The organism is Labedella endophytica (assembly GCF_003990045.1).
In the GTDB taxonomy this organism is placed as follows: domain Bacteria; phylum Actinomycetota; class Actinomycetes; order Actinomycetales; family Microbacteriaceae; genus Labedella; species Labedella endophytica.
Genome location: NZ_RZGZ01000001.1, coordinates 606,544 through 633,012 on the forward strand (window position 1 = coordinate 606,544; position 26,469 = coordinate 633,012).

The following is a 26,469-nucleotide window of genomic DNA, read 5'->3' on the forward strand; positions in this document are numbered from 1 at the left end:
ACTTTGTGGTGTTGCCGACCCGGCTTGCGGGACGAAAGGGCGAGGCGGTTTCACCAAGCCCGCTCCGACGGAGATCGGCTCCGTGGAGAGATTGAGGTGCTGTCACCCGGCGGCGCCCGCGCAGACCAGAGATGGTCGCGTCCGGATACGCCGCTTCAGCGGGGTGAAGCGGGACAGAGGTAATTCGGGAGGGTGCTGCAGTTTTGATGTGTCGCGAACTCTCCTGGGATTCCCTCTTGTGCAGACGAGGGGTCCCGTACAAACGGGCCTGCTAGTGGGCTTGATCCGGAATGATGCACGAAAACACGGACCCACGAGGCAAACGATAACAATGTCCAGCGTAGCGTACTGGGGGCTCCAACGGAACCGCCCCGTGCGCTCCTCGTCATGAGGGGCGCACGGGGCGGTTCCGATCCGATGGGACCGGACGGTGTCAGCTCCGACGGAACTGGTTGACCATGGGGCAGTCGAACGGGTCGCGAGCCGACAGGCCCACGCGGTTCAGGTAGGCGATGACGATGCCGTACGACTGAAGCAGCGTCGTCTCCGTGTAGGGGACGCCGAGGGTCGCGCAGTGCTCGCGCACGATGTCGCGGGCCTTGGCGAGGTGAGGACGCGGCATGTTCGGGAACAGGTGGTGCTCGATCTGGTAGTTGAGCCCGCCCATGAGCGCGCTGGCCCAGATGCCGCCGCTGATGTTGCGCGAGGTGCGGACCTGCTTGGCGAAGAAGTCCAGCTTCTCCTCCGGTCCGACGAGCGGCATGCCCTTGTGGTTCGGAGCGAAGGATGCGCCCATGTAGACGCCGAAGACGGCGAGCTGCACGCCGATGAAGGCGAACGCCATGCCCAGGGGGAGGAGCCAGAAGATCGCGCCGAAGTAGACCGCGAAGCGGACGACGATCGCGGACAGCTCGATCCAACGTCCCTTGACGGGTTCGCGGACGAAGAGAGCCTTGAGACCCAGGAAGTGGAGGTTGAGGCCCTCGAGCGTGAGGAGGGGGAAGAACAGGTAGCCCTGCTTGCGCGTGATGAGCGCGAGGAGGCCCGTCGCCTTGGCCGCGTCGGCCTCCTGGAAGGAGATCGTGTCGACGTCGATGTCCGGGTCCTTGCCGACCTTGTTGGGGTTGGCGTGGTGGCGGGAGTGCTTGTTCATCCACCAGGCGTAGCTGATGCCGACGATGGCGGTCGCGACGAAGCGGCCGGCGCGGTCGTTGGCCGGGCCGGAGATGAAGACCTGGCGGTGCGATGCCTCGTGGGCGAGGAACGCGAACTGCGTGAAGATGAGGCCGAGCGCCGCCGCGATGAGCAGCTGGAACCAGGAATCTCCGAGCAGGATGAATCCGGTGACGGCGCCGCCGAGGGCGAGCATGAGGCCGGAGAAGAGAAGGATGTAGAAGAGGCGCGTGCGCTCGAGGAGGTTCGTCTCCTTCACCACGCGGGACACGGCAGCGAAGCTGCGAGTCGTGTCGCCCGGGGCGCTCGTGCGGGGCTTCGTGCGGCGGATCGTGCCGGCGGGAAGGATGCTCGCATTGTCCATAGACAGGTTCTCCTGGCTGGTTGGTCGACTTCTCAGCCGGGTAATGAGCCCGTTTGATCGGGATGTTTTCAGGCTACGGGGATCACTTCACCGTTTGCGGTATATACGGCAAAGACGGAGGGACGGCCGGTTGAACGGCCATCGCTCCGTCTTCGTTCGGCGCAGCAGGGCTGCGTGGGTTGGAATCAGTCGGGGGGCTCGGGGGCGCCGCCCGAGACGGTGTCCTCATCCGTGCCGGAACCGGCCTTGACGTTGTCGTCGGTGCTCGTGTCGTCCGAACCCGTGGAGGACGTGTCGGAGTCCGCGGGGGTTCCCGCGTCTTCGACCTCGTCCTCGGGGGAGGGGCTGCTGTAATCGCTCATACCTCGACGCTAGGCCGATAAGGTCCCGGCGTCCACTCGCTTGACACGGACGAATCGGAGGGGGAGCGCCCGGACCGCCGTGTCCACTAACGAGGGTTGTATGGCGACGTCAAGGCCGGGCCGCGCCGACGGAGCGACGCCTATCGTCGGAAGCCCCGCGACAGACGACAGAGAGAGGACGTGCGCGATGAGCGACACATCTGGAACGAACGAGACCCACGCCGAGGCGAACGGCACCGCGGCCGAGGAGGCCGAGAGCCTGCGGGAGAACGAGGAGATCGTCCAGGAGTCGACCGTCGTCGACCCGGCCGATGTTCTCCAGGAGTACGGCGAGGACGTCGCATCGTCGCCCGCGAGCCGTGCGCGCGAGGACGGCGCCTGACCCCGGTCGGCAGGGACGGCGTCGACGCAGACGCCGCTCTCGAGACATGACGATGCCGCGCGGGCGACCGCGCGGCATCGTCATGTCACGGCGCCCATGTCCGGTCCGAGTGACCCTGCGTTCGATCGACGTCGCGTCGGATCAGCGCGCGGCCGCCTTGGCGGCTCTCTTGGTCTCGCGCACCTTCACGAGCGAGTCGGGATCGACGATGTCGGCGACGGATCGGAAGCATCCCTCCTCGCCGTAGGCTCCGGCGGCCTCGCGCCAACCCTCGGCTCGGAGGCCGCACTGCTTGCCGAGGAGGGCGAGGAAGATGCGCGCCTTCTGGTCCCCGAAGCCGGGGAGCGCCATGAGCCGGGACAAGATCTCCGGCCCCGACGGTTCCCCCCGCGTCCAGATCGATGAGGCGTCGCCCTCCCACTCGTCGACGATCGCGCGACAGAGCGCCTGTACGCGGCCGGCCATCGAGCCGGGGAAGCGATGCACGGCCGGCGTCTGCCGGAAGACGTCGACGATCGAGTCGGGATCCGCGTCGGCGATCGCTGCGGCGTCGATCGAGCCGAGACGGTCGCGGATCTTCGCGGGACCGGCGAACGCTGTCTCCATGGCGATCTGCTGGTCGAGGAGCATCCCGACGAGGAGAGCGAGCGGATCCTCGGAGAGCAGGCTGTCCGCGTCCGCGTCTCCCGTGATGTGTAGCGAGGTCATGACGTCAGGAGGCGTCGGAGTCGTCGCGCTCACCCGGGCGGACGGCGGCATCGTCGGACACGTCGATGCGTGTGACGCCGTCCTCCTTCTCCGTCACCTCGATGCGCGGGGCCGCGTCGGCCTCCGTCGACTTCTCGGCGCGCGTGAGTTGCTCGTGGCGGTTCTCGTCGTGGGTCGGTTCGCTCATGAGCAGACCGTAACAGGCGTGCGGCCGACGGTCAGGGGGTGGCGCGACCGTCCCTCTCGATACTGCAACCCCCGGTCCGGGCGAGCCGTCCCGGGCTAAGGTCACCCTTACCGGCCTGATTCGCGCTCGCGTGACGTACGACCGGGTATCGGCGCAAGAGGTTGTGCGGTCGCGAGGGGAAGAGAAAGGTGGGGGCCATGAAGCGCATCGTCTATGGCAACGAGACATTCGTGGTGGACGATCGCTCCGGAGCCGCTCTCATGCAGCAGGCGCTCGCGATCGCCGAATCGCGGGATCCGGAGCTCGTCCGTATCGACGTCGTGCAGGCCGACGGGTCGACGCGCGAGGCCTCGCTCATCATCGGACCGTGGACCCCGGTCTCGGCGGTCGACGCCCCGGACCTCGAACGCTCGGACTCCCGGCCGATGGCGCGCATCCGATCGATCGACCCGGACGCCGTCTACGACGACGCCCACACCTACTTCGATCTCGGCTTCGATTCCTGACGGATCGGCTGCCGCTGGTGGCCTCTGGAGCACAGAGACGAGGGCCGGTGACGAATCACCGGCCCTCGGGGTCGCCGGCTGGACACGCGGCCGGTAACTGAGGGGGTGCTACCGGCTGCAGTCGCGCGCCGACGACTCACGGCAACAATAGCCCCTCGGACTTCGCGCATCCTGTGGGGAGCGCAATCCGGACGACGCTGGATCCGGCACCACGGTGGCGGCGATCGACCGCCGTGATTCTCGCTGTCCCGCAGTGATTAAACGACAGAGGGTCGGTGACCCGAACACCGACCCTCTGTCTCCCGAAATGATGGCCGGCACGCACCCACGACGGCGTAATAGCGGCGTGACGGCGACGGGAAATCCATCTAGTAAGAAGCTAGTTCACCTAGCAATCGAAATGCAAGCCCACGTATGTCGGATAAAAGGGGGACACGGGCTGGCCTTGGTCAGACGCCGAGCGCCTTCAGCCAGGCGACCTGACGCTGCCAATGGAATCCCTGGCCGCTCTCGTGCTCGTTGTAGGGGTACTCCACGATGTCCGCGCCCCCGCCCCATCGGTTGGCGGTCGCGAAGACCGTGGACGGTGGGCACACCGGGTCCATGAGTGCAACGCCGACGTGGGCGGGCATCGTGGCCCGCGTGGCGAAGTTCGCCCCGTCGAAATAGGAGAGGGTGGCGAACGTTCCGGGAGCGGCGTCCCGGTGGACGGAGAGGTAGCGCGCCACCTCGTTGTACGGGCTCCGCTCAGTCAGTCCCACCCCGCGCTCGAAGTTGCAGAGGAAGGGGACCTCCGGCATTGCCGCGACGACCCCGTCAGCGAGAGCCGCCGCAGCGATCGCGATGCCGCCGCCCTGGCTGCCACCGCAGACGGCGATTCGTGAGCCGTCGACCAGGTCGAACGAGCGCACAGCATCGATGGCGAGCGCAGCGTCGGTGTACACGCGCCGGTAGAAGTAGGTGAGCGGGTCCTCGATCCCGCGGGTCACGAATCCCGTGCCCGATGGTCCGCTGCCGTGCGGGTCGGGGGTGCAGCCGCCGGTTCCGCCGCCGCTGCCCTGCCCGCGCGTGTCCATTAGGAAGTAGGCGTAGCCGCAGGACGGCCATGCCAGGCGCTCGTGCGGCAGGCCTCGTCCCGCGCCGTATCCGAGGTACTCGACGATCGTTGGAAGGGGGCCGTCCGAACCGGCCGGCACGATGAACCATCCCGACACCGGGTCGCCGGCGAACCCGCTGAAGGACACGTCGAAGATGTCGAAGGAGCTGACGACGGAGTCGATACGCGTGAGGGTGGGCGCGATGGCGGCTGCCCGCGACTCCTCGAGGGTCCGTGACCAGAAGTCGTCGAAGTCGTCCGGAAGCGCGACTTCCGGCCGGAAGGTGCGGAGCTGGTCGATGGGGAGATCGAGAAATGGCACGGTTCTGTCCTCAGTTCGCTGGTTCGGTGGGGGAGAAGGGTGCTCGCGACCTCAGGAGGTCGGCGAGCCGGGGCAGCTGGTCCGGATCCTCCAACGCCGAACCGACGGCGACCCCCGCGGCTCCGGCCACGAGGAACTCCTCCGCGTTCCGGGCCGAGATGCCGCCGGATGCAAAGAAGCGCACGAGCGGGAACGGCCCGCCGGTCATGGCGAGGAACCACTCCGGGGAGAGCACCGACGCCGGGAAGGCCTTCACCCACCGGCAGCCGGCGGCGACGGCCATCTGGATCTCGGTGGGTGTCGCGATGCCGGGGAGGTGGGGGACCTCCAACTCCCGGCTGCGCCGGAGCACGTCCTCGTCCAGACCGGGAGCGACGGTGAACGATGCTCCGAGCCGGGCGCACAGTTCGACCTGTTCGACGGTCGTCACGGTGCCGGCCCCGCAGCCGGCGTCCCGCTCACGCGCCGCGGTGATGGCGGCCTCGAGAGCCGGCACCGCGTCGGGCGTCTGGATGGGCACCTCGATGAGACCGATGCCAAGGTCGAGTGCGGTGTGCGTGAGCCGCACGGTCTCCCCGGCGCTGTGGTTGCGGAGCACGGCCATGACGGTATGGCCGTCGAAGATCTCGTCGCCGATCATTCGGTCTCTCTCTCGTCGGTGGGGAGGGGAAGCGGGAGTCGCACGGCTTTCCAGCCGTCGTCGTCGAGGCGCCGAAGGCGATCGAATTCACGCGGATCCAGGGGTGTCGGCACGTCGGAAGCGCTGAGGAGAGCGAGTCCCGCCGAGAGATGGCCCGACCGGAGGGCCTGGACGACGTCCGTGCGCTCGAGCCATGAGGCGAGATACCCGGCCGCGAAGGCGTCACCGGCTCCGACGGTCTCGACGACGCGCACGGAGAGTGCCGGAACGCGGTGGATGGTGTCGCGCTCGCCGTCCGCTCGGACGAAAGCGACGGCCTCGATGTCGTCGTCCTTCACGATCACGCTGCTCGGGGAAGGGAGCAGGGCGCGGATACCCTCCGCGTCGCTCGTTCCCCACAGCCGCTCACCCTCGTCGCGGCCGACGAAGACGAGGTCCGCGCGATCGGCGAGCGTCCGGAGCCGGTCCGCCGCCGTCGCCACGTCGGGCCAGAGGGCTGGCCGGTGGTTGACGTCGAAGCTCACCAGTGGGCTGCGCGGTGCGCTGAGGACGTCGTCGATGAGCTCGTCGCAGGAAGGCGACAACGCCGGCGTGATACCGGTGACGTGGATGAGGCGTCGTTCCTGCAATCGGAGTGACGGCAGGTCGCGGGTCGACATCGCGGATGCCGCCGAACCGGCTCGGTAGTAGTGGACGGACGTCCTCGAGCCGACCGAGTCCTTGAAGTAGACGCCGGTCGGGCGGTCGGCGTCTCGTGCGACATCGACGCACGAGACGCCGCGCCGGGCGAGCTCCCCGACGACGCGCTCGCCGAACGGGTCTCTCCCCACCCGAGACCACCACTCGACGGGGACACCGAGGGCCGCCAATCCACTCGCGACGTTCGCCTCAGCTCCGGCGACGTGCAGATGCACCGTCTCCGCCGAGGCGAGCCGATCGCCGTCGGCGCCGACCCCCAGCACCATGGCCTCGCCGATGCAGAGGACGTCGGTCATCACGGCAGCTCTCCCTCGAGTCGCGAACATCAGTTGCCGAAAGCGGTTTCACAGCGTTCGTTCCACCATGATCTTAGAGGGACGACTCGAAGTCAAGCGCGAAAGACCTGCGCTCAGAGTGTTCTTCTGGCCATGTCATTGACACGTGCATCGGCCGTGTGATTCCGTAGGAATGAAAACAGTTTCATTCGGCGGATCAAGGGAGACCCCAGTGCAGCAGACCGTGAACCCCAGCGACCCGGCCTTCGCGCAGCCCTGGCCAGCACGAGACGACGTCCGCATCACAGCGGTTCGAGCCATCGTCACTGCGCCGGCGGGGATCCCCCTGGTCGTCGTCAAGGTCGAGACGAGCGACGACGGACTGTACGGGCTCGGATGCGCGACCTTCACTCAACGGTGGCGCGCGGTGGTCACCTACGTCGAGGAGCACATGGCGCGTCTCGTCATTGGCCGCTATCCCGGTGACATCGAGGATCTCGCCCGCATGGTGCGGTTCAATTCGTATTGGCGCGAGGGACCCGTCGGCAACAACGCGCTCTCGGGGCTCGACGAGGCCCTCTGGGACATCGCCGGAAAGCGCGCCGGCATGCCGGTCCACGAGATGCTCGGGGGCAAGGCCAGAGCCGCAGCCGACACCTACCTGCATGCGGGAGGGCGCACGATCGACGAGACCCTCGAGCAGGCCGAGCGACTGCGCGAGAGAGGACTCCGGCACATCCGGCTCCAGCTCGGCCAATCCGGCAGCGGTCACTACGGCTCGCGGCCGACGTCTCCGATCACCGACCCCTCGGCGCCCTACCCCGGAGGGTGGCGGGTCGGGGAATACCTGTACCGGACTCCCGAGCTGTTCGCCGCCGCGCGTGAGCGTCTCGGCGACGATATCGAACTCCTCCATGACGTCCACTCTCGGCTGACGCCGAAGCAGGCCGTCACGCTGGCGAGATCCCTCGAGCCCTACCGACTCTTCTTCCTGGAGGACGTCATCGCTCCGGAGCACTGGGACCGCCTCCCGGAGGTCTGCGCCGCGTCGCCGGTACCGATCGCCGTCGGGGAGCTGACGACGTCGGTGACCGATGCGGCCCGTCTCGTGCTCGGCGGCGGCGTCGACTTCATCCGCTCCCACGTCTCGGACATCGGAGGATTGACGGCTGCACGCAAGATCGCGGCCGCCGCCGAGCTGGTCGGAGTCCGTACCGCCTGGCACGGCCCGGGTGACACCTCGCCGATCGGGGCCGCCGCGAACGTGGCACTCGACGTCACGAGCCCCGCCTTCGGCATCCAGGAGGGACATATCTACCCGGAGCAGATGCATGACGTCTTCCCGGGGACCCTGCGGATCGAGAACGGCTGGTTGACGCCGAACGAGACCCCGGGCTGGGGGATCGACATCGACGAGGCGGCGGCGGCCCGGTTCCCGGCGACGACCTCCGTCCACGACGAATGGGCCGCCCGTGTCCGGGGGATCGACGGCGGGATGATCGCGCCGTAGTCCCGGACCGGACACCGGCCCCTAGATCGTGGGCGAACTGCTGCCGACGACGAGGACCGGCGTCACCGTGCGACGGTTCGTCGTGGCGGGGTCGGGTGTGTGCGTGCCCTCCACGTCCCCGCTCACGAGGAGTCGGGCGGCGGCGGCGCCGAGGCTCTCGAGCCGCAGGTCGACGCTCGTCAGCCGGCGCGGGGGAGCCTGCGCCAGGAGGACCTCTTCCTGGTTGTCGACCCCGATGACGGCGACGTCGTCGGGCACACGGACGCCGGCGGACTCGAGAGCATCGATCACGCCCAGGGCGATGTTGTCGTTGCCGCAGAAGATCGCGTCGACGGGCGTCCCCGATTCGAGGAGGGCGACGGCGGCCTCCATGCCCCACTCCCGAGACCAGATGCCGTGGGCGGCGGGCGCGACGAAGCCCAGCCCGTGCTCGTCGAGGGCGGCGAGCGCCCCGGCCATCCGACCCTGGACGGAGAGGCTCTCCTCGCCCGCCGTGATATGGGCGATGCGTCGGCGGCCGGTGGCGACGAGGTGTTCGATCGCGAGGCGCCCCGCCCCGGCGCTGTCGATCTGGAGCACGGTGTCGTCCGGATCGTCGCTGTCGGTGAAGGCGTAGACGACCGGCGAGGAGAAGCGCTCCGTGAGCGAGCGGGTCATCTGATCGTTGTTGGTTCCGACGACCAGGACCCCCTCGACCTTGCGCGCCTGGAGCCCCTTCACATCCTCGTCGCGCCACCGCCCGGCTCGTGCCGCCGAGTCGAAGAGCAGGGCGGCTCGTCCCAGCAGGCTGAGCTCCTTGACCGCCCCGATCACAACGGGGCGGGCGAACGGGATCTGGGCACTGTGGGTGAAGACGCCGACGGCGCCGCTGCGCCCGCTGGCGAAGGACTGCGCAAGGGCGTTCGGGGTGTAGTCGAGGCGTCTGGCCGTCTCGTGGACGCGCCGCCGGGTGGTCTCCGACACCCGGTGGTCGTCGCGGAGGGCCTTCGACGCCGTGGCGATCGACACGCCGGCCACGGCTGCGACGTCGCGGAGCGTGACGACGTCGCTTTTTCCCATGCGAGGAGCATATCGGCCCGCGCCCGACGGCCCCGTCGGGCGCGGGCTATCGCCCATCGACCGACTCTCGTCGACTCACCATTCGGCGAGGCTGCCGTCGGGGTGGTGCCAGCGCGGGCTCTGCCAGTCGTGACCGATCTTCGCAGCCCTCCTCACCTCGTCCTCGTCCACCTCGATGCCGAGGCCCGGCGCCGCGGGGCGCTCGACCGAGCCGTCGACCACATCGAAGCCGGATCGGTCGACGAGGTAGTCGAGGTAGCTGGATCCCTCGGCGTAGTTGAGTCCGAGGCTCTGCTCCTGGATCAGGAAGTTGGGGATGGCGAAGTCGATCTGGAGGCAGGCGGCCAGGGCGATCGGGCCGAGGGGGCAGTGCGGGGCGAGATACGCACCGTATGTCTCGGCGGCCGACGCGATCCGGCGCACCTCCGAGATGCCACCGGCGTGCGAGAGGTCGGGTTGCAATACGGCGACTCCCGCATCGAGGGCCGTCCGCATGTCTCCCCGGGAGTACAGCCGCTCGCCCACGGCGATCGGGATGCTCGTCGCCTCGACGACGTCCCGCAGCCGCCAGGTGAGTTCCGGAACCACGGGTTCCTCGATGAACATCGGGGCGAACGGCTCCAGGAGCGACAGGGAGCGCCGGGCCATGGGCAGGCTGTACCGTCCGTGGAAGTCGATGGCGACGTCCCCGTCCCGGCCCATGGCTTCCCGAACAGCGGCGACGCGCTCTACGAGGAGGTCGAGCGTCGCCGGCGTGTCGATCGGACCGAGCGCTTCGGAGCCGTTCATCTTCACGGCCGTCATCCCCGTGGCCCGCTGGGCGCTCGCGGCGTCGGCGAGCTCTGCCGGCGACCCGCCGTACACCCAACCGTAGAGGCGGACGCGGTCCCTCACGTGGCCGCCGAGCAGGGTGTGCACCGGACGTCCCGCGTCCTTCCCGGCGATGTCCCAGAGCGCCTGGTCGATCCCCGCGATGGCGCTGGAGAGCACAGCGCCATCGCGATAGAAGCCGCCGCGAGTGAGTGTCTGCCAGAGGTGTTCGATGCGGAGGGGATCCGCTCCAATGAGCACATCGCTCATCTCGGCGACGGCCGCCTCGACGGTGCGCGCGCGCCCCTCGAGCACCGGCTCGCCCCAGCCGACGATCCCGTCGTCGGTCTCCACGCGCACGAACAGCCAACGAGGGGGGACGCGGAACGTCTCGATGCGAGCGATCTTCACGGTCGCGGCCGTCTCACGGCTGGATCCGGCGCGGCCAGTGCAGCTGCACGCCGCGCGCGCGAAGGGCTCCTTGCAGGTCGGTCACGAGGCGTTCGTCGGCGTGGACCGCTTGCGGGGCGAGCCGCCGGTCGAGACAGAGCGCGGCGAGCGAACCCGCCGCCTCCCCGATACTCCATTCCACGGGGTGCAGCCGGTAGCTGCCGTTGGTGATCTGCGTCGTCCCGATGTTCTTCGCGGCCGGTAGAACGTTGGATGCCGTCCGGGGCACGAGCGAGCCGAGGGGGATCTCGAAGGGCCAGGGCACGTCCGCCGACCCCTTGCGTCCGCCAGTCGAGGCGTGGCGGTCCATCCAGAAGTAGTGACCGACGCCGACGCTGTCGGAGTATGTCAGCGGCGAGTCGCGCCGTTTCGTCGACACGTCCTGCTCCCGGATCGTGTGGAGCGCACGGATACGGCGTGACTCGCGGATGTACGGCGCCATCGCGAGACCGTCTTCCGTGCCCGCCATGTCGGAGCGCAGGTGTAATCCCGGCCAGCCGGTGCCTCCGTCCGGCCGGGGGGCCTCCGTCTGCATCCAGTACAGCAGCGAGAGGCTCATTTGACGAGCTCGGTAGGCGTGCAGATCGGCGTCCGGCGTGCCGAACAGAGCGCCGCCGACATAGTCGTTCATGGGCCAGTTCACGATCGTCACATCGCTCGGCGCGCTACCCGGGCGCAGTTGGTTGCGAGCGAGGACCCGGCGGTAGGTCCACAGGTCGATCGGGCTCGACATGTTGCGGTGGTCGATGTCGATGTCGGCCGGATCGTCGTCCGGGTTCGGGACGAGCGAATACGTGAACGTGTGCTCGTTCTGCTCCTCGGGCCCGTCGAAGGACAGGGCGCGGGCTCCTCCCAACGCCGCCGGCCGCAGGTCGCGGAACTCCTCGTAGAGCTCGGGTTTGTCGATGGTGTGCGTTCCGTCGAGGTGCTCCATCGCGAAGCACCAGGTGGCGCTCTGCATGTCGAGAGGATCGGCGGTGTCCGCTGCGCTCGGCTCTCCGGTCTCGTCTCGGCTCTCCCGACCGGAGACGTGATCGATACCGGCCAAATCGAGGAGGTCGCCGGTCTCGCTGGCATCCAGGAAGAAGTCGGCCTCGAGATCGTGTTCACCTTCCGGGCCCGTCACCCGCACCGAGGTGATGCGGTGTCCGTCCATGGTCGAACCCACGGGCCGTGTCTCGGTGAGGACGGTGACGCGCCCGCTGGAAACATGGGGTGCGAGCATACCGTCGATCACGGCGCGGCACACGCGTGGATCGGCGGCGATGGGGCTGACCCAGGAGGCGCCGGGGTTCAGGAGAGGGTCTGCCCGAGCCGCATCGGTGAGCGGGAACCAGTCCCGGTAGTAGCGGCGGATGCCCTCTCGCAGCGTGCGGTAGGAGCGGGATGCCCCGGTCCACTCGATGTGGCGGTGCTCGTCGGACGGCACCATCTGACTCGTGAGCTGTCCCCCCAGCCAGAGGGTCGGTTCCGTGATGACGACCGTGCGACCCGCATCGGCCAGGGCGAGGGCGGCCGACACGCCGCCCAGGCCCCCTCCGACGATCAGAACGTCGGCTTTGACGCTTGTAAACGATTTCATGTGGCTCATCCTGAACCATGCCGACGGATTGGTCAAATGTCTGAAAATACAAGCAATAACGGCGGACTGTTGACAGGGAACGTTCAATGTGGTGACATGTGAAACCGGTTAGTACTGACCCGATCGCAAGGAGGCGAACGTGCTCGATGACTCTGCTCTCGACGGGATCGACCGCGTTCTCGTCACCGGCGCGGACGGACGAGTCGGCCGCGCAGCCTGCGACGCTCTGACGTCCAGAGGGGTGGCGGTCACCGGACTCGCCCTCGACTGGACGGCGGAGAGCTCGGCCGACCGACTCGTCACCGGGGATGCGCGTGACCGTGTCGCCGTGGCGGAGGCACTCGACGGGGTCGACGCGATCGTCCACACCGCTGCGATCGCGCATCCCAGCCTCGGCGACGCCGTCACCGTCTTCGGCGTCAACACGATCTCGACACTCAACGTCCTCAGCTCCGCGGGGGAACGCGGTATCCGGCGTGCCGTCATCTGCAGCAGCATCAACGCCTTCGGCGTTCCGATGAACCATCACGACATCGCGCCGGCCTACTACCCGCTCGACGAGGACATGCCCGTCGCCCTCGACGACTGGTACTCGCTCTCGAAGCTCACCGACGAGAACACCGCCAGGATGGCCGCGAGTCGATGGGGCATGAGCATCGTCGCGCTCCGCCTGCCGTTCGTCCGGAGCGGTGCCGAGCTCCTCGAGTACTCGCGGCGCCTGTCGAACGACCCCGACTCCTTCGCCACCCTGGCGAAGGAAGGGTGGTCGTACATCGCGGTCCAGGATGCGGTCACGGCGATCATCGGAGGCCTGGCCGATCGACCGGCCGGCGCTCATGTGCTCATGGTGGCCGCCGACGACACAGTCATCGACCTGCCGACGGACGAACTGCTCCGACGCTACGCACCCGACGTGCCCGTGCGCACTCGGATCACCGGCCGGACGGGTCTCGTAGACTCCGGCCGTGCCCTCCGCCTGTTCGGATGGCGTCCCGAATTCTCGGTGCACGCCGCCTCCGGCGACCACGCTCCCGTCGAACCCGAACAGCGGCCGTCGGCCGCTGCGCGGATCAGCGGTACGGATGGCGCGCTCACGCCATCGGACACCTGACCCCGCTCCGGGGTCACCTATCACGAGGAAGTCTCAATGAAGATGCTTGCGAAACGTTGGATGGCGGGAACCGTCGCGGTCGTCACGGTCGCCGGGCTGGCGGCCTGCGCGACGGGCGATGCCGATTCGGACGGTACCGTCGACGGGCCCGTCACGATCTCGGTGGGCGGGATGCCCACCACCGAGCGACCCGAGGAGCGGGCGTTCTTCCAGAACCGCATCGAGGAGTTCGAGAAGGCCAACCCGGACATCACGATCGAGGGGGAGGAGACCCGCTACGACGTCAACACGTTCAACGCGCTCCTGGCCGGCGGAGGCCTACCCACCCTCATCAACGTGCCGTTCACCGAGATGCAGGGCCTCATCAGCCGGCAGCAGGTGCTCGATGTCACGCCATACACGTCTGAGAGCGAGGTCCTCTCGCAGCTGAACCCCCGCGTTCAGGAGGTCGTGAGCAGTGACGACAAGATCTACGGCGTTCCGTGGACGGCCTATACGATGTCGCTCCTCTACAACCGCGACCTCTTCGCGGCAGCGGGTCTCGATCCCGACGCACCACCGACGACGTGGGACGAGGTGCGTGAGGCCGCCGTGGCGATCACGGAGAGCACCGACGCCCAGGGGTTCGGCAGCATGACGACGGAGAACGCGGGCGGCTGGGCCGCAGCCACGATGGCCTACTCGTTCGGCGGTCTCGTCGAGAACGAGGAGGGAACGGAGGCAACCGTCGACACGGACGCCATGCGCGAGGTCCTGGAGTTCTACCAGACTCTGCGCTGGGAGGACAACGTCTTCGGTGACAACTTCCTGCTGAACTACGACGACGCCTCGCAGCAGTTCGCGGCCGGCAACATCGGCATGTTCCTGCAGGGTTCGGACGCCTACCCCCGCATGGTCGACTCGCTGGGCATGACGCCGGATTCCGTGGGCATCGCCCCCCTCCCGCAGGAGTCGAACGGGCTCGGCACGCTCGCCGGCGGCACGGTCGCCGTCATCACCCCGACCGCGACGGAGGCCGAGGCGGCTGCCGCGATCAAGTGGATCGAGTTCCACCGCTTCGAGAAGTACTCGAGCGAGGAGGCCGCCCGCGCGGAGGCCGAAGCCGGAGTGGCGGAAGGAGTCACTGTCGGATCTCCGGAATCGCCCGTCGTCGACGAGGCCGTCTACGCCACCTACCTGTCGTGGATCGACGACCTGATCAACGTCCCTCGGGAAAACTTCACCGTGTTCCTCGACAGCGTCGAGACGCTCCCGCTCGTTCCGGAGCCCGCGACCAAGGCCCAGGAGGTCTACGCGCTCCTCGACCCCGTGGTGCAGGCCGTCCTCACTCGTGAGGACGCGGATATCCCCGCCCTCCTCGAGAGCGCCCAATCCGCCGCGCAATCGGCGATCGACGCAGGTTGACCCGTGTGGCGGGCGCCCTCCGGCGCCCGCCACACCCCACTGATCCGAAGGAATGCGCATGGCGACCACCACCCTCAGGCCACGCTCGACGTCGATGGGGAGTTCGACGAGAGCGGGACGACGATCGCATCCGATCGCGCGCTGGTTGAAGTACGGCGGACCCGTCCGCTTCCTCTTCATCCTGCCGACGCTCCTGGTCTTCGGTCTCTTCGCGTGGTGGCCCATCGTGCGCTCGCTGGGCATCAGCCTGCAGCAGACCAACTTCGTCACGACGCGATGGGTGGGTCTCGAGAACTTCACGCGGGTGTTCGCCGATCCCCTCCTCGGGACCGCGACGGTGAACACGATCTGGTTCGCCGCGCTCGCCCTCGTGATCGGCTTCCCCGTGCCCCTCCTGCTCGCCGTCGCGGTGTCGGAGATGCGCCGCGCTCGGGGCATCGCCTCGGTCCTGGCCTACATGCCGGTCATCCTGCCCCCGGTGGTCGCGACGCTCCTCTGGAAGGCGTTCTATGACCCCAGCTCCACGGGGCTCTTCAACTCGATCTTCGGTTCCGTCGGAATGGACCCGATTCCCTGGCTCAACAACGGCGACCTGGCGATGCCCGCGATCGTCGTCCAGGCGACGTGGGCCAGCTTCGGCACGGCGACGATCATCTACCTGGCATCCCTCATGAGCATCGGCCCTGAGCTCTACGAGGCGGCCGAGGTCGACGGCGCCGGGTTCTTCCGGCGCATCTGGCACATCACGCTGCCGCAGCTGCGATCGGTGATCCTCGTGCTGGTCCTCCTCCAGATAATCGGGACACTGCAGGTGTTCGCCGAGCCGTTCATCATGACCGGCGGCGGACCCGAGAACCGGACCGTCACCATCCTCATGCTCATCTACCGGTACGCCTTCATCTCCGGGGACTACGGGCGAGCCACCGCGCTCTCCCTCCTCCTGGCGGTCGCGTTGACCCTCGTGTCGTTGATCTACCTGCGCCTGACGAAGAAGTGGAGCTCATCATGAGCCTGATCCGCACTGCCCCAGAGGACGTTTCCGCGCCCATCCCCGGCCCCATCCCCGAGGCGTCCGCGCGCCGTATGCGTCGAGCAGAGGAGGGCCAGGGGGACCGTAGTGTCCTCTCGAACCTCGACCGGCGCGATCCGGTCAAGCGGATGCTCATCACCGTGTTCATCACCCTCGTGGTGATGTCGCTCATCGTGGTGTGCGCCGGGCCCATGCTCTGGCTGTTCAAGGCGGCGACGTCGACCACGAACGAGACGCTCGGAGACCCGTTCTCGCTCTGGCCGAGCGGCCTCCATCTGGAGAACTTCGTCAACATCTGGACCCAGGTGGAGTTCGGGAAGTACTTCCTCAACACCGTGTGGGTGATGCTCGGCTCCCTCGTTCTCGGTGTCTCCGTCGCGACGACCGGCGGCTACTGGCTCGCGGTACTGAAGCCGAAGGGCTCGGGTTTCGTGTCGGCGCTCATCCTCGCGACCCTGTTCATCCCCGGGGTCATCTCGCTCGTCTCCCTGTACCTCACGGTCATCGACCTCCCGCTCCTCGGCATCAGTCTCATCGACACGTTCTGGGCGGTCTGGCTGCCGGCCGCGGCGAACGCCGTCAACGTCCTCATCGTGCAGCGGTATTTCGCCTCCCTGCCGGGAGAGATCTTCGAGGCTGCTCGGGTCGACGGGGCCGGCCCCGTCCGCGTCTTCTTCTCCCTCGTGCTCCCCATGTCACGGCCCATCCTCGGCGTGGTGGCGTTGTTGACCCTCGTCGGTGCGTACAAGGAGTTCCTCTGGCCCCTCCTCGTTCTCCCGAGTCCCGACCTCCAGCCCATCTCGGTCGTCCTTCCCCGCCTCGCGAGCACGACGGAGTTCGCTCCGTTCATGGCGGCGCTCTTCATCAGTTCCATCGTCCCCATCGCTGTGTTCCTCGTGTTCCAGCGACAATTCCTGCAGGCCGCCGGCAACGCCGGAGCTCTCAAGGGATGACCGGCATGGCCGTTCTCCGACACCGGGGAGCACGAGCCGTCGTGCGGCTCAGGGGCGCGCATATCAGCTCGTTCGTCGTCGTCCTGGACGAGGGCCCGCGCGAAGCGCTCATGGTGGCCCCCTGGGCGCCGGCCGACGGGCAGGCGCTGCTTCCTGGGTCGAGCACTGAATGGCACCGGACATACAGCGGCGGGTGGCACCCTCTCATCCCGCGACCGCTCGGCCCCGCCGAGGTCGACGGCATCGATCAGCCCTACCACGGGGAGGCGGCCTGGATCGACTGGCGGCTGTCTGCTCGATCCCGTCGACGCTGCGAGTTGACCGTCGCATTGCGGACCGTGCCGCTGCGGATCACCCGCCGTGTCGAGTTGACCGCCGGATGTCGGGGCGCTCGACTCGCACTGCGCACCGTCGTGTCGAACTACGGCGTCGATCCGGCCCTGTTCGGATGGGGTGAGCATCCGACGCTGTCCGCCGGCCTCTTCGACGGCGGGGTCGTGACAGTGGGCTCGGAATCGCGAGCCGTGACGGACGCCGGAGGGAAGGACTTCTTCGTCGCGGAAACGGGTGTGCGCGACGCGCGCGTGACCGGCTCGCGCACGTCGGCGCACCTGACCTGGCGCGGCGCGTCGTCCTCCCACGTCTACGTGTGGCAGGAGCGGGGCGCGACCCGCGGATTCCCCTGGTACGGGAGGGCCGATGCGCTGGCGATCGAACCGGCATCGCAGGCTCCGGACCTCGAGCGCACCGCTCTCGGCCCCCTCCGCCTGGGGCCAGGGGAGTCGATGGAGGCGACGATGTCGCTCCGGATCGGTCCGACGAGCCAACTGCTCACGGGCTGAGCGGACTTCCGTCCGTGCATCTCCGTGTGAATGCCGGCCGGGTCGATGTCGCAGACATCCGGCTCTCGCTGCACCTGCAGCTGGCCTGGAAAAGTAAGAAACCCCCATGAGTAGAAGCCTCACGAGGGTTTCAGTGGCTCCGACGGGCGTCGATCCCGTGACCTCACGATTTTCAGTCGTGCGCTCTACCAACTGAGCTACAGAGCCGTACGGGACGATCATGTCGTTCAGACGAACGTGGTCCCACTGGTAAGAAACCCTCCCGTATTCGGAAGGGTCCCTCACCATGGCGACCCTGACGGGACTTGAACCCGCGACCTCCGCCGTGACAGGGCGGCACGCTAACCAACTGCGCTACAGGGCCATGATCCGAGCCGGCGAGCCGACTCAGGGTGGTGCGTTTTCTATTGTAACGGTAACTGTCGCCGTGATTTTCACGTGACCCCAACGGGATTCGAACCCGTGCTGCCGCCGTGAAAGGGCGGTGTCCTAGGCCACTAAACGATGGGGCCGACGAGCTCGAAAGCTCAAGGGCTACCGGCGTATAAGCATACGGGTGCGCGCGGCGAAATCCAAAACGAACCCGATTCGATGTCGACGTCCACGGTGATCGAGTTCCGACCGGCCCGCCGATATGCGGCTCGGGAGGGCACGATCGGTCTAGATTCGTGCCCGACGCGACCTGTCTGTCACGTGATCGGGGTCTGGCCAAATCCAGGCGGATCGTTAGTGTTGATGGTGTTGTGCATGTTACTGATGTGAATACCGGTTGAGGAGAATGATGTCGAAAGACAAGGCGAAGCGCGGCAGCGTGTTCCGCTGGAGATCTCGTCGAGCCGCGACCGGCGACACCTCCAGGCGTCAGGTGCTCGCGATCGGAGCCGTCGGAGTGTTCGCGGCGGCCGGTGTCGTCGCCGGGGTCACCCCGGCCTGGGCGGCGAAGTATCCCTCGTGGGACGACGTCCAGAAGGCCAAGAACAATCAGGCGGCCGCGGCAGCCCAGGTCACGTCGATCCAGAATCTCATCGCCGGTCTCGAGGCCCAGGTCGCGTCGACCCAGGCGGAGGCCGAGAAGAAGGGCGAGGAGTACTTCGCCGCCCAGCAGGCTTTCGATGACGCCGCGGTGCGGGCGGACTCGCTCCAGTCGCAGGCCGACGACAAGAAGGTCGAGGCCGACGAGTCGATCGCGAAGGCCGGCCAGGTCGCGGCGCAGCTGTACCGCAGCGGTGGCAGCGACGTCTCGCTCAGCCTCTTCTTCGACTCCTCCGCGAGCCCCGACGCGCTCCTCGGAGCGCTCGGCACCATGAGCAAGCTCCTCGAGCACAACAAGTCGGTCTACGACCAGGCGGTCAACGCCCGGAACTCCGCCCAGTCGCTGAGCGACCAGGCCCAGGTCGCTCGCGACGAACGGGAGCGCCTCCGCACCCTCGCCGAAGAGGCGATGGTGGCGGCGCAGGCCGCGGCGGACGCCGCCGCTGCCGCTCTCGCCGAGCAGGAGGACAAGAAGGTCGAGCTCGAGGCGCAGCTCGCCGCGCTGAAGGACACCACGGCGAAGACGGTCGCGGAGTACCAGAAGGGCGTCGAGGAGGAGCGGAAGCGTAAAGCCGCCGCCGCTGCTGCTGCCAAGGCTGCGGCGGAAGCAGCGGCCAAGAAGGCCGCGGAAGAAGCCGCAAAGAACAACAACAACAACGGCGGCGGGGGCGGTGGCGGCGGCGGCGGCGGCGGCGGAGGCGGCGGCGGTTCGTCGAGCTCCGGGTGGACGCGACCGGCGTCCGGGTGGATCAGCTCGGGATTCGGCCCGCGGCGAAGCCCGGGCAACGGCGGCAGCACGGTCCACGCCGGGACCGACATCGCCAACGGCTACGGAGCGCCGCTCTACGCGGCGGCGGCGGGCACCGTGACGTACGCCGGCGTCAACGGCGGCTACGGGAACTTCATCCGCATCTCGCACGGCGGTGGGATCACGACCGCGTACGGCCACATCAATCCCGGCGGCATCTACGTGCGCTACGGGCAGACGGTCTCGGCCGGGCAGCACATCGCCGCGATGGGCAGCACCGGCAACTCGACCGGACCGCACGTGCACTTCGAGACCCGGGTGAACGGTCAGGCCGTCAACCCGGTGCCGTTCATGCGCAACCGCGGGGTGTCCCTCTAGGACCAGCGGGTCCACGGGCCCGGAACGATGATGGGCGCCGCACTCGATCGAGTGCGGCGCCCATCATCGTTCGGGGGAGGGGTCAGTGCGATCCCTCGGCCTCCAGCTTCGCGAAACCGGCCTTGACGATCTCCTCGGCCTCGGCGGCGTCGCCCCAGCCCTCGATCTTGACCCACTTGTTGGGCTCGAGGTCCTTATAGCGGGCGAAGAAGTGCTCGATCTCGTTCTTGGTCTGCTCGGAGATGTCGCCGATGTCCTGGATGTGGCTCCAGCGCGGGTCCTTGTGGGGGACCACGACGACCTTCGCGTCGGACCCGGCCTCGTCGCTCATGTTGAGGACGCCGATGGGGCGCACCTTCACACCGACACCGGGGAAGACGGGGTACTCGAGCAGCACGAGGGCGTCCACGGGGTCGCCGTCGAGGCCGAGCGTGTTCTCGAAGAAGCCGTAGTCGACCGGGTAGACGAAGGCCGTAAAGAGCACGCGGTCGAGGTAGACCCGGCCCGTCTCGTGGTCCACTTCGTACTTGTTGCGGCTGCCCTTGGGGATCTCCACGACGACGTCGTATGCGGCCATGCGGCGGTTCTCCTTGTGTTCGGATGCACTGTGATCGGATGCCGATCGGGCCGGTCGTACGCCGGCGCCCTCCACACTAACCGATGGGGGTCGTCCGGCCCGAGGCGTTCGCGCGGCGCCGTGACCGAGCCTCGACGAACAGGATTCGCGACGTCCCTTCTACTAGCGTGTCCTCGTGTCCGACTCCCCGTTCCCTTCTCCCTATGGTTTCCCGGCGGTCGCTCCACCGACGGTCCACCGCCTCGCTCGCGAGGTGGAGCGCTCACTGTCCGCCGTGCTGCCCGGTCGCCCCGCTGGCGATCGAGCGCCCGTGGTCCTCGTCGCCCTGAGCGGGGGTGCGGATTCCCTCGCCCTCACGGCGGCGGCCGCGCACGCCGCCCCCCGCCTCGGGATCCGGGTGGTCGCCGCCGTCGTGGACCACGGGCTGCAGGACGGATCGGCCGAGGTGGCGAATCGTGCGGCCGATGCGGCTCGCGCGCTGGGGGTCGAGGCCGAGGTCGTCCCGGTCGTCGTCGGATCGGTCGGGGGCCCGGAGGCGGCCGCCCGACAGGCGCGCTACACGGCGCTCGACGAGACGGCAGGACGATGGGGCGCCGCGGCCGTCCTCCTCGGGCACACGCTCGACGATCAGGCCGAGACGGTCCTTCTCGGTCTCGCGCGCGGCTCCGGCTCGGGGAGCCTCCAGGGCATGGCCGAGGTGACCGGGCTGCTCGTGCGACCGTTCCTTGGCGTCCGTCGAGCCGAGACACGAGCGGCCGTCGCCGAGCTCGGGATCGAGCCGTGGGACGACCCGCACAACGACGACCCGGCCTTCGCCCGCGTCCGGGTTCGGACCCGCGTGCTGCCGGTCCTCGAGGCGGAGCTCGGGCCGGGGGTGGCCGAGGCGCTCGCCCGCACGGCCGAGCAGGAGAGGGAGGATGCCGAGGCGTTCGCCGAGATGATCGAGGAGTTCATCGAGGAGATCTGCGAACCGGCAGAGGCCGGGCTGTCCGTGGACCTCGGTCCCCTCGCCGCCAACCCGGCCGCGGTGCGGAACCGCATCATCCGGCTGGTCGCCCGGAGCGAATTCGGGGTCTCGCTCTCGCGCGCCCACACCCTCTCGATCGCGGCGCTCGTGACCGACTGGCGGGGCCAGGGACCGATCGACGTACCCGGTATCCGGGTCACCCGCAACGGTGGCCGTCTTCATTTCTCGGCGCCCGACAGCGGTGCGACACTGCTGGAATGACCACACAGATCGAGAAGGCCGAACTCCTCCGCTCCCTCCACGTCCCAGGCGTCCCCCTCATCCTCACGAACGTGTGGGACGCCATCAGCGCGACGACCGTGGCGCGGGCGCCCGGCGTCCGCGCGCTCGCGAGCGCGAGCCACTCCATCTCCAACGCCCGCGGTTTCGAGGACGGCGAGGGCATGCCCGTCGAGGAGGCACTCGACTCCATCCGCCGCATCGTCGCGGCCGTCGACCTCCCCGTCACCGCGGACTTCGAGAAGGGCTACGCGGACGATCCCGAGGGGGTCCGCGCGAACGTCGTCCGCCTCATCGAGACCGGTGCCGTCGGAATCAACATCGAGGACAGCGTCGGGGCCGAGAAGGCGCCGACGTTCCCGATCGAGGTCGCCGCTGCGCGTGTCGCGGCCGCACGCGCCGCCGCCGAGGACACCGGAGTCCCTCTCGTCATCAATGCGCGCGTCGACACCCTCGCCGGCGGCGGGGAGTGGGACGACGCCGTCGCCCGTGCCAACGCCTACCTCGACGCGGGCGCCGACGTGATCTTCTTCCTCGGCCTCTCCGACGAGGCGAAGGTCGAGCGTGCGATCGCGGAGGTCCACGGCAAGATCTCCGTCATCGGGCACCCGGGTGCCGTTCCGCTGGGGCGCCTCGCGGAGCTCGGTGTGAGCCGTGTGAGCTTCGGTCCGTTCGCCCTCGGTTCGGCTCTCGCCAACCTGCAGCGGACCGCGGCCGAGGTCACGGCCCTCGGCGACTACCCCGACGACCTCGGCTTCGAGTTCGCCCTCTGACCCTCGGTCTCCCGCCCCACCACCTCCCGTGAGGTGTCGCAATCTGTTGTCTTTCCGTCGTGGAGAGCAACAGAATGCGACACCTCACGGGGGTTTCGAGGGCCATAGACTCGGGGGATGGAATCGAGCGACATCCGCGACGAATTGACCGACATCCTCGTGACCGAGAAGGAGATCCAGGACAAGCTGCGTGAGCTCGCCGCCCGGATCGACGAGGACTACGCGGGGAAGGACGTGCTCCTCGTGGGCGTCCTCAAGGGTGCCGTGATGGTGATGGCCGATCTCGCCCGCTCCCTCTGCGGTCACGTTCAGATGGACTGGATGGCCGTGAGCTCCTACGGGGCCGGCACGAAGTCGAGCGGCGTCGTCCAGATCCGGAAGGATCTCGACTCCGACCTCACGAACCGACACGTGCTCATCGTCGAGGACATCATCGACTCCGGGCTGACCCTCTCCTGGCTGCTCGAGAACTTCGAATCCCGCGGCGCCGCCTCGATCGAGGTCTGCGCCCTGCTGCGGAAGCCGGACGCCGCCAAGGTGCAGATCGACTGCAAGTACGTGGGATTCGACATCCCCAACGAGTTCGTCGTGGGCTACGGTCTCGACTTCGCGGAGCGGTACCGCAACCTCCGCGACGTGGCGGTCCTCGCGCCCCACGTCTACTCCTGAGAGTGCCCGGCGGGCTCTCTGTCCGCCCTCGGGGAACATGGAGGCGCCGCCCAGCGCCGTGCGGCTAATCTTGACCCCTGAGGGCGCCCCGAGCGCCCGAGTCACCGGCTGTCAGAAAGGTGTCGGGCCGAGCTGCCCGTCAACACTATGGACTTCAAGCGCATCTTCAAGGGCCCGCTGCCCTACATCCTCCTCGCGGTTCTCGTGTTCTGGATCGGTTCGAGCCTGCTGAACATCGGTGGCTTCAAGGAGATCTCGACGCAGGAGGGCCTCGAGCTCCTGGACGGTGGCACGGTGGCCGAGGCCACCCTGACGCAGGGCGAGAACCGCGTCGACCTCACGCTCGACAAGGCCGACGGTGACAACGGCACGATGGTGCAGTTCTACTTCCTCGACGCCCGTGCGGAGGCCGTCGTCGACGCGATCGATGCGGCGGCCCCGTCCGACGGCTTCAACGACGAGGTCCCGCAGGCGAGCTTCTGGGGGTCGCTGCTGACGATCCTGCTCCCTCTCCTCCTCATCGGCGTCTTCTTCTGGATCATGCTCTCGAGCATGCAGGGCGGCGGCGGAAAGGTCATGCAGTTCGGCAAGTCCAAGGCCAAGCTCGTCTCCAAGGAGTCGCCCAAGGTGACCTTCGCGGACGTCGCGGGCAGCGACGAGGCGATCGAAGAGCTCGAGGAGATCAAGGACTTCCTCAAGGAGCCGGCCAAGTTCCAGGCCGTCGGTGCGCGGATCCCCAAGGGCGTGCTGCTGTACGGCCCTCCCGGAACGGGTAAGACCCTGCTGGCCCGTGCGGTCGCGGGCGAGGCCGGCGTGCCCTTCTACTCGATCTCCGGTTCCGACTTCGTCGAGATGTTCGTGGGTGTCGGCGCGAGCCGCGTCCGCGACCTCTTCCAGCAGGCCAAGGAGAACTCCCCGGCCATCATCTTCGTCGACGAGATCGACGCCGTCGGGCGACACCGCGGCGCCGGCATGGGTGGCGGGCACGACGAGCGGGAGCAGACGCTCAACCAGCTCCTCGTGGAGATGGACGGCTTCGACCCGAAGACGAACGTCATCCTGATCGCGGCCACCAACCGTCCGGACATCCTCGACCCGGCGCTCCTGCGTCCCGGTCGCTTCGACCGCCAGATCGGCGTCGACGCCCCCGACCTCATCGGCCGCAAGAAGGTGCTCGAGGTGCATGGCAAGGGCAAGCCCCTCGCCCCGAGCGTCGACCTCGACGTCGTCGCCCGCAAGACCCCCGGGTTCACGGGCGCCGACCTCGCGAACGTGCTGAACGAGGCCGCGCTGCTGACGGCCCGCTCGAACGCGCAGCTCATCGACAACCGTGCCCTCGACGAGGCGATCGACCGCGTGATCGCCGGACCTCAGCGCCGCACGCGCATCATGCGCGATCACGAGAAGCTCATCACCGCGTACCACGAGGGCGGTCACGCCCTCGCCGCGGCGGCCATGCGGAACACGGACCCCGTCACCAAGGTGACGATCCTCCCGCGCGGACGCGCCCTCGGCTACACGATGGTGATCCCGATCGAGGATCGCTATTCCGTGACGCGCAACGAACTGCTCGACCAGCTCACGTACGCGATGGGCGGCCGGGTGGCTGAGGAGCTCGTCTTCCACGACCCCACGACCGGTGCCTCCAACGACATCGAGAAGGCCACGGGGATCGCGCGCAAGATGGTCACCGAGTACGGCATGACGACCGATGTCGGTCCGGTCAAGCTCGGCCAGTCGTCCGGCGAGGTCTTCCTCGGTCGTGACATGGGCCACCAGCGCGACTACTCCGAGGAGATCGCACGGCAGGTGGACGGCCAGGTGCGCGCGCTCCTCGAGCAGGCGCACAACGAGGCGTTCCAGGTGATCAGCGACAACCGCGACATCCTCGACAAGCTCGCGGGCGACCTGCTCGAGCACGAGACGCTCGACCACAACCAGCTCGCCGAGATCTTCGCCGACGTGCGCAAGCTCCCCGAGCGGCCCCAGTGGCTCTCGAGCAGCGACCGCCCGGTCAGCGACCGTCCCCCGATCGCGGTGCCGCGCCCGAAGGCGCCCATCGCGGCCGACGCGACGGACGGCGGAGTCAGCTCCGAGCCCGAGGCGACGCCGGCTCCCGGGACGCAGACCGCGCCCCGTCCGGCGACGGCTTAGTCCCATGGCGGGAGTCGACCGCCGCAGGATCGAGGCGGCGGTGACGGAACTGCTGCTCGCGATCGGGGAGGACCCCGATCGCGAGGGGCTCGACGCGACGCCGCAGCGCGTCGCCGAATCGTACGCGGAGTTCTTCGCCGGTATCGGAGCCGACCCTCTCGACCATCTGAGGGAGACGATCCCAACGGGATCGTCCGACTCGGTCGGCGAGCTGACGGGGGAGACCGTCATCGTGCGCGACATCGCCTTCCGGTCCGTCTGCGAGCACCATCTCCTGCCGTTCACGGGTGTCGCGCACATCGCCTACGTCCCCGGGGACGCGGTCGTCGGTCTCGGTCGGCTGCCGAGGGTCGTCGACACACTCGCGTCGCGGCCGCAGGTGCAGGAGCGGCTGACCGAGCAGATCGCAAGCGCGATCGACGAGGGGCTCGCCCCGCTCGGTGTGCTCGTCGTGCTCGATGCGAGTCATCAGTGCGTCACCACGAGGGGATCCCGTCAGACCGCGTCGACGACGGTCACGGTGGCGAGCAGGGGGACCCTGGCCTCCGGCCCCGGCCGGTCGGACGTGCTCGCTCTCATCGGTTCCGGCCGTGCACACGACTGAGTCACCGGCGCGGCCGGCTCGCGGCACCCGCATCATGGGTGTGCTGAACGTGACACCCGATTCGTTCAGCGACGGGGGACTCTACGCCGAGACGGGCGACGCGATCGCCCACGGCCTCGCCCTCGTCGCCGCGGGGGCCGACATCATCGACGTCGGCGGCGAGTCGACGCGTCCGGGTGCGACGCGCGTCGCGCTCGACGAGGAGCTCCGCCGCATCCTGCCCGTCGTCGAGACCCTCGCCTCCGCGGGTGTCGTCGTCTCCGTCGACACGATGAACGCGTCGACCGCGCGTGCGGCCGTGGATGCCGGTGCGCGCATCGTCAACGACGTCTCGGGCGGTCTCGCCGACGCCGCGATGAACCGCACCGTCGCGGCGCTCGATGCAACGTTCGTCATCAGTCACTGGCGCGGTCACAGCATCGTCATGGAGGACCGCGCCCGCTACGACGACGTCGTCGAGGACGTGATCGGGGAACTCGGCCGGCAGGCGGCGGCTGCCGTCGCCGCCGGCGTCGCCCGGGAGCGCATCGTCGTGGATCCGGGACTGGGGTTCGCGAAACGCGGCGCGCACAACTGGATCCTCCTCGCGCACCTCGACTCCCTCGCGGGCCTCGGTTTCCCGGTGATGGTGGGCGCGTCGAGGAAGCGGTTCCTCGGTGAACTCGCCGGCCCGACCGCGTCGATCGAGGATCGAGACCTTCCCACGGCGGTGCTCAGCGCGTTGCTCGTCGATGACGTCTGGGCCGTACGCGTGCACGACGTGACCGCCACCCGCCTCGCCCTCGATGCGCGAGCCGCACTCCGCGCGGCCCGCTGACCTCTC

General features: G+C 68.4%; 26 protein-coding genes and 3 tRNA genes. 15 read left to right on the forward strand and 14 right to left on the reverse strand.

The window, feature by feature from the left end:
• Positions 1–433: 433 nt before the first annotated feature.
• Together ELQ94_RS02850 and ELQ94_RS17225 are read right to left on the reverse strand one after the other, a co-directional pair.
• A complete protein-coding gene (locus tag ELQ94_RS02850) occupies positions 434–1,537 on the reverse strand; it encodes a fatty acid desaturase family protein (RefSeq protein WP_127046937.1) in 1,104 nt (367 codons plus the stop codon).
• A gap of 185 nt (positions 1,538–1,722) precedes the next feature.
• A complete protein-coding gene (locus ELQ94_RS17225) occupies positions 1,723–1,899 on the reverse strand; it encodes a hypothetical protein (protein WP_166404635.1) in 177 nt (58 codons plus the stop codon).
• A 187-nt stretch (positions 1,900–2,086) separates the two neighbouring features.
• Here ELQ94_RS17225 and ELQ94_RS02855 point away from each other — a divergent pair, with 187 nt between their 5' ends.
• The gene (locus tag ELQ94_RS02855) at positions 2,087–2,281 is read left to right on the forward strand and encodes a hypothetical protein (RefSeq protein WP_127046939.1); all 195 of its coding nucleotides are present in this window, start codon (positions 2,087–2,089) and stop codon (positions 2,279–2,281) included.
• Positions 2,282–2,422: 141 nt separating this feature from the next.
• Here the strand turns inward: ELQ94_RS02855 and ELQ94_RS02860 are convergent, their stop codons facing one another.
• Positions 2,423–2,989 (reverse strand): HhH-GPD-type base excision DNA repair protein, encoded by a 567-nt coding sequence (locus ELQ94_RS02860; RefSeq protein WP_127046941.1) that lies wholly within the window; start codon positions 2,987–2,989, stop codon positions 2,423–2,425.
• A gap of 4 nt (positions 2,990–2,993) precedes the next feature.
• Positions 2,994–3,176, reverse strand: a complete 183-nt coding sequence (locus ELQ94_RS02865) for a multidrug transporter (protein WP_127046943.1) — start codon at positions 3,174–3,176, stop codon at positions 2,994–2,996.
• A 197-nt stretch (positions 3,177–3,373) separates the two neighbouring features.
• Here ELQ94_RS02865 and ELQ94_RS02870 point away from each other — a divergent pair, with 197 nt between their 5' ends.
• On the forward strand, positions 3,374–3,682 hold the full coding sequence (locus ELQ94_RS02870; RefSeq protein ID WP_127046945.1) for a hypothetical protein: 309 nt from the start codon (positions 3,374–3,376) through the stop codon (positions 3,680–3,682).
• A gap of 449 nt (positions 3,683–4,131) precedes the next feature.
• On the opposite strand, the gene ELQ94_RS02875 is transcribed toward ELQ94_RS02870, so the two are convergent.
• Genes ELQ94_RS02875 through ELQ94_RS02885 form a run of 3 tightly spaced genes read right to left on the reverse strand, consistent with a single transcriptional unit; the run spans position 4,132 to position 6,735 of the window.
• A complete protein-coding gene (locus tag ELQ94_RS02875) occupies positions 4,132–5,100 on the reverse strand; it encodes an acetylxylan esterase (RefSeq protein WP_127046947.1) in 969 nt (322 codons plus the stop codon).
• A 10-nt stretch (positions 5,101–5,110) separates the two neighbouring features.
• The gene (locus tag ELQ94_RS02880) at positions 5,111–5,740 is read right to left on the reverse strand and encodes a bifunctional 4-hydroxy-2-oxoglutarate aldolase/2-dehydro-3-deoxy-phosphogluconate aldolase (protein ID WP_127046949.1); all 630 of its coding nucleotides are present in this window, start codon (positions 5,738–5,740) and stop codon (positions 5,111–5,113) included.
• The gene (locus tag ELQ94_RS02885; RefSeq protein ID WP_166404636.1) at positions 5,737–6,735 is read right to left on the reverse strand and encodes a sugar kinase; all 999 of its coding nucleotides are present in this window, start codon (positions 6,733–6,735) and stop codon (positions 5,737–5,739) included. The genes ELQ94_RS02880 and ELQ94_RS02885 overlap by 4 nt, the downstream gene beginning before the upstream one ends.
• 211 nt (positions 6,736–6,946) lie before the next feature.
• Between ELQ94_RS02885 and ELQ94_RS02890 the strand changes: the two genes are divergently transcribed.
• Positions 6,947–8,224 (forward strand): enolase C-terminal domain-like protein, encoded by a 1,278-nt coding sequence (locus ELQ94_RS02890; protein WP_243696829.1) that lies wholly within the window; start codon positions 6,947–6,949, stop codon positions 8,222–8,224.
• Positions 8,225–8,245: 21 nt separating this feature from the next.
• On the opposite strand, the gene ELQ94_RS02895 is transcribed toward ELQ94_RS02890, so the two are convergent.
• The 3 genes from ELQ94_RS02895 to ELQ94_RS02905 all read right to left on the reverse strand — a co-directional run bounded on the left by ELQ94_RS02895 (position 8,246) and on the right by ELQ94_RS02905 (position 12,125).
• Positions 8,246–9,283, reverse strand: coding sequence for a LacI family DNA-binding transcriptional regulator (locus tag ELQ94_RS02895; protein WP_127046955.1), 1,038 nt, complete (start codon positions 9,281–9,283; stop codon positions 8,246–8,248).
• 75 nt (positions 9,284–9,358) lie between these two features.
• A complete protein-coding gene (gene dgoD, locus ELQ94_RS02900; RefSeq protein ID WP_127046957.1) occupies positions 9,359–10,504 on the reverse strand; it encodes a galactonate dehydratase in 1,146 nt (381 codons plus the stop codon).
• Between the two features lie 13 nt (positions 10,505–10,517).
• Complete coding sequence (locus ELQ94_RS02905) at positions 10,518–12,125, reverse strand: FAD-dependent oxidoreductase (protein ID WP_127046959.1); 1,608 nt, start codon at positions 12,123–12,125, stop codon at positions 10,518–10,520.
• A 139-nt stretch (positions 12,126–12,264) separates the two neighbouring features.
• Here ELQ94_RS02905 and ELQ94_RS02910 point away from each other — a divergent pair, with 139 nt between their 5' ends.
• The 5 genes from ELQ94_RS02910 to ELQ94_RS02930 are packed head-to-tail and all read left to right on the forward strand — an operon-like array spanning position 12,265 to position 17,465.
• A complete protein-coding gene (locus ELQ94_RS02910) occupies positions 12,265–13,236 on the forward strand; it encodes an NAD-dependent epimerase/dehydratase family protein (RefSeq protein WP_127046961.1) in 972 nt (323 codons plus the stop codon).
• 36 nt (positions 13,237–13,272) lie between these two features.
• On the forward strand, positions 13,273–14,640 hold the full coding sequence (locus ELQ94_RS02915; RefSeq protein WP_127046963.1) for an ABC transporter substrate-binding protein: 1,368 nt from the start codon (positions 13,273–13,275) through the stop codon (positions 14,638–14,640).
• A 58-nt stretch (positions 14,641–14,698) separates the two neighbouring features.
• Positions 14,699–15,649, forward strand: a complete 951-nt coding sequence (locus ELQ94_RS02920; protein ID WP_127046965.1) for a carbohydrate ABC transporter permease — start codon at positions 14,699–14,701, stop codon at positions 15,647–15,649.
• A complete protein-coding gene (locus tag ELQ94_RS02925) occupies positions 15,646–16,623 on the forward strand; it encodes a carbohydrate ABC transporter permease (RefSeq protein ID WP_243696830.1) in 978 nt (325 codons plus the stop codon). Before ELQ94_RS02920 ends, ELQ94_RS02925 begins: the two co-directional genes overlap by 4 nt.
• Before the next feature lie 5 nt (positions 16,624–16,628).
• Complete coding sequence (locus ELQ94_RS02930) at positions 16,629–17,465, forward strand: aldose epimerase family protein (RefSeq protein WP_127046967.1); 837 nt, start codon at positions 16,629–16,631, stop codon at positions 17,463–17,465.
• Positions 17,466–17,599: 134 nt separating this feature from the next.
• On the opposite strand, the gene ELQ94_RS02935 is transcribed toward ELQ94_RS02930, so the two are convergent.
• The 3 genes from ELQ94_RS02935 to ELQ94_RS02945 form a co-directional block, all read right to left on the reverse strand.
• A tRNA-Phe gene (locus ELQ94_RS02935) sits at positions 17,600–17,672 on the reverse strand.
• An 80-nt stretch (positions 17,673–17,752) separates the two neighbouring features.
• Positions 17,753–17,829 (reverse strand) — tRNA-Asp (locus tag ELQ94_RS02940).
• 75 nt (positions 17,830–17,904) lie between these two features.
• A tRNA-Glu gene (locus tag ELQ94_RS02945) sits at positions 17,905–17,977 on the reverse strand.
• 266 nt (positions 17,978–18,243) lie between these two features.
• On the opposite strand from ELQ94_RS02945, the gene ELQ94_RS02950 reads away from it, so the two are divergent.
• A complete protein-coding gene (locus ELQ94_RS02950) occupies positions 18,244–19,623 on the forward strand; it encodes a peptidoglycan DD-metalloendopeptidase family protein (RefSeq protein WP_127046969.1) in 1,380 nt (459 codons plus the stop codon).
• Positions 19,624–19,705: 82 nt separating this feature from the next.
• On the opposite strand, the gene ppa is transcribed toward ELQ94_RS02950, so the two are convergent.
• Positions 19,706–20,200 (reverse strand): inorganic diphosphatase, encoded by a 495-nt coding sequence (gene ppa / locus ELQ94_RS02955; protein ID WP_127046971.1) that lies wholly within the window; start codon positions 20,198–20,200, stop codon positions 19,706–19,708.
• Between the two features lie 175 nt (positions 20,201–20,375).
• Between ppa and tilS the strand changes: the two genes are divergently transcribed.
• The 6 genes from tilS (at position 20,376) to folP (ending at position 26,463) form a co-directional block, all read left to right on the forward strand.
• Positions 20,376–21,428: a tRNA lysidine(34) synthetase TilS gene (gene tilS / locus ELQ94_RS02960; RefSeq protein ID WP_424976766.1), complete on the forward strand. Its 1,053-nt coding sequence runs from the start codon at positions 20,376–20,378 to the stop codon at positions 21,426–21,428.
• Positions 21,425–22,219, forward strand: a complete 795-nt coding sequence (locus ELQ94_RS02965; RefSeq protein WP_127046973.1) for an isocitrate lyase/PEP mutase family protein — start codon at positions 21,425–21,427, stop codon at positions 22,217–22,219. Before tilS ends, ELQ94_RS02965 begins: the two co-directional genes overlap by 4 nt.
• A gap of 117 nt (positions 22,220–22,336) precedes the next feature.
• Positions 22,337–22,888, forward strand: coding sequence for a hypoxanthine phosphoribosyltransferase (gene hpt, locus ELQ94_RS02970; RefSeq protein ID WP_127046975.1), 552 nt, complete (start codon positions 22,337–22,339; stop codon positions 22,886–22,888).
• 147 nt (positions 22,889–23,035) lie between these two features.
• Positions 23,036–25,042: an ATP-dependent zinc metalloprotease FtsH gene (gene ftsH / locus ELQ94_RS02975; protein WP_127046978.1), complete on the forward strand. Its 2,007-nt coding sequence runs from the start codon at positions 23,036–23,038 to the stop codon at positions 25,040–25,042.
• 4 nt (positions 25,043–25,046) lie between these two features.
• Entirely contained in the window at positions 25,047–25,646 is a 600-nt protein-coding gene (folE, locus tag ELQ94_RS02980; protein WP_127046980.1) for a GTP cyclohydrolase I FolE, read from the forward strand.
• A 34-nt stretch (positions 25,647–25,680) separates the two neighbouring features.
• Positions 25,681–26,463: a dihydropteroate synthase gene (folP, locus tag ELQ94_RS02985; RefSeq protein ID WP_127047285.1), complete on the forward strand. Its 783-nt coding sequence runs from the start codon at positions 25,681–25,683 to the stop codon at positions 26,461–26,463.
• The last annotated feature ends 6 nt before the right edge of the window (positions 26,464–26,469 follow it).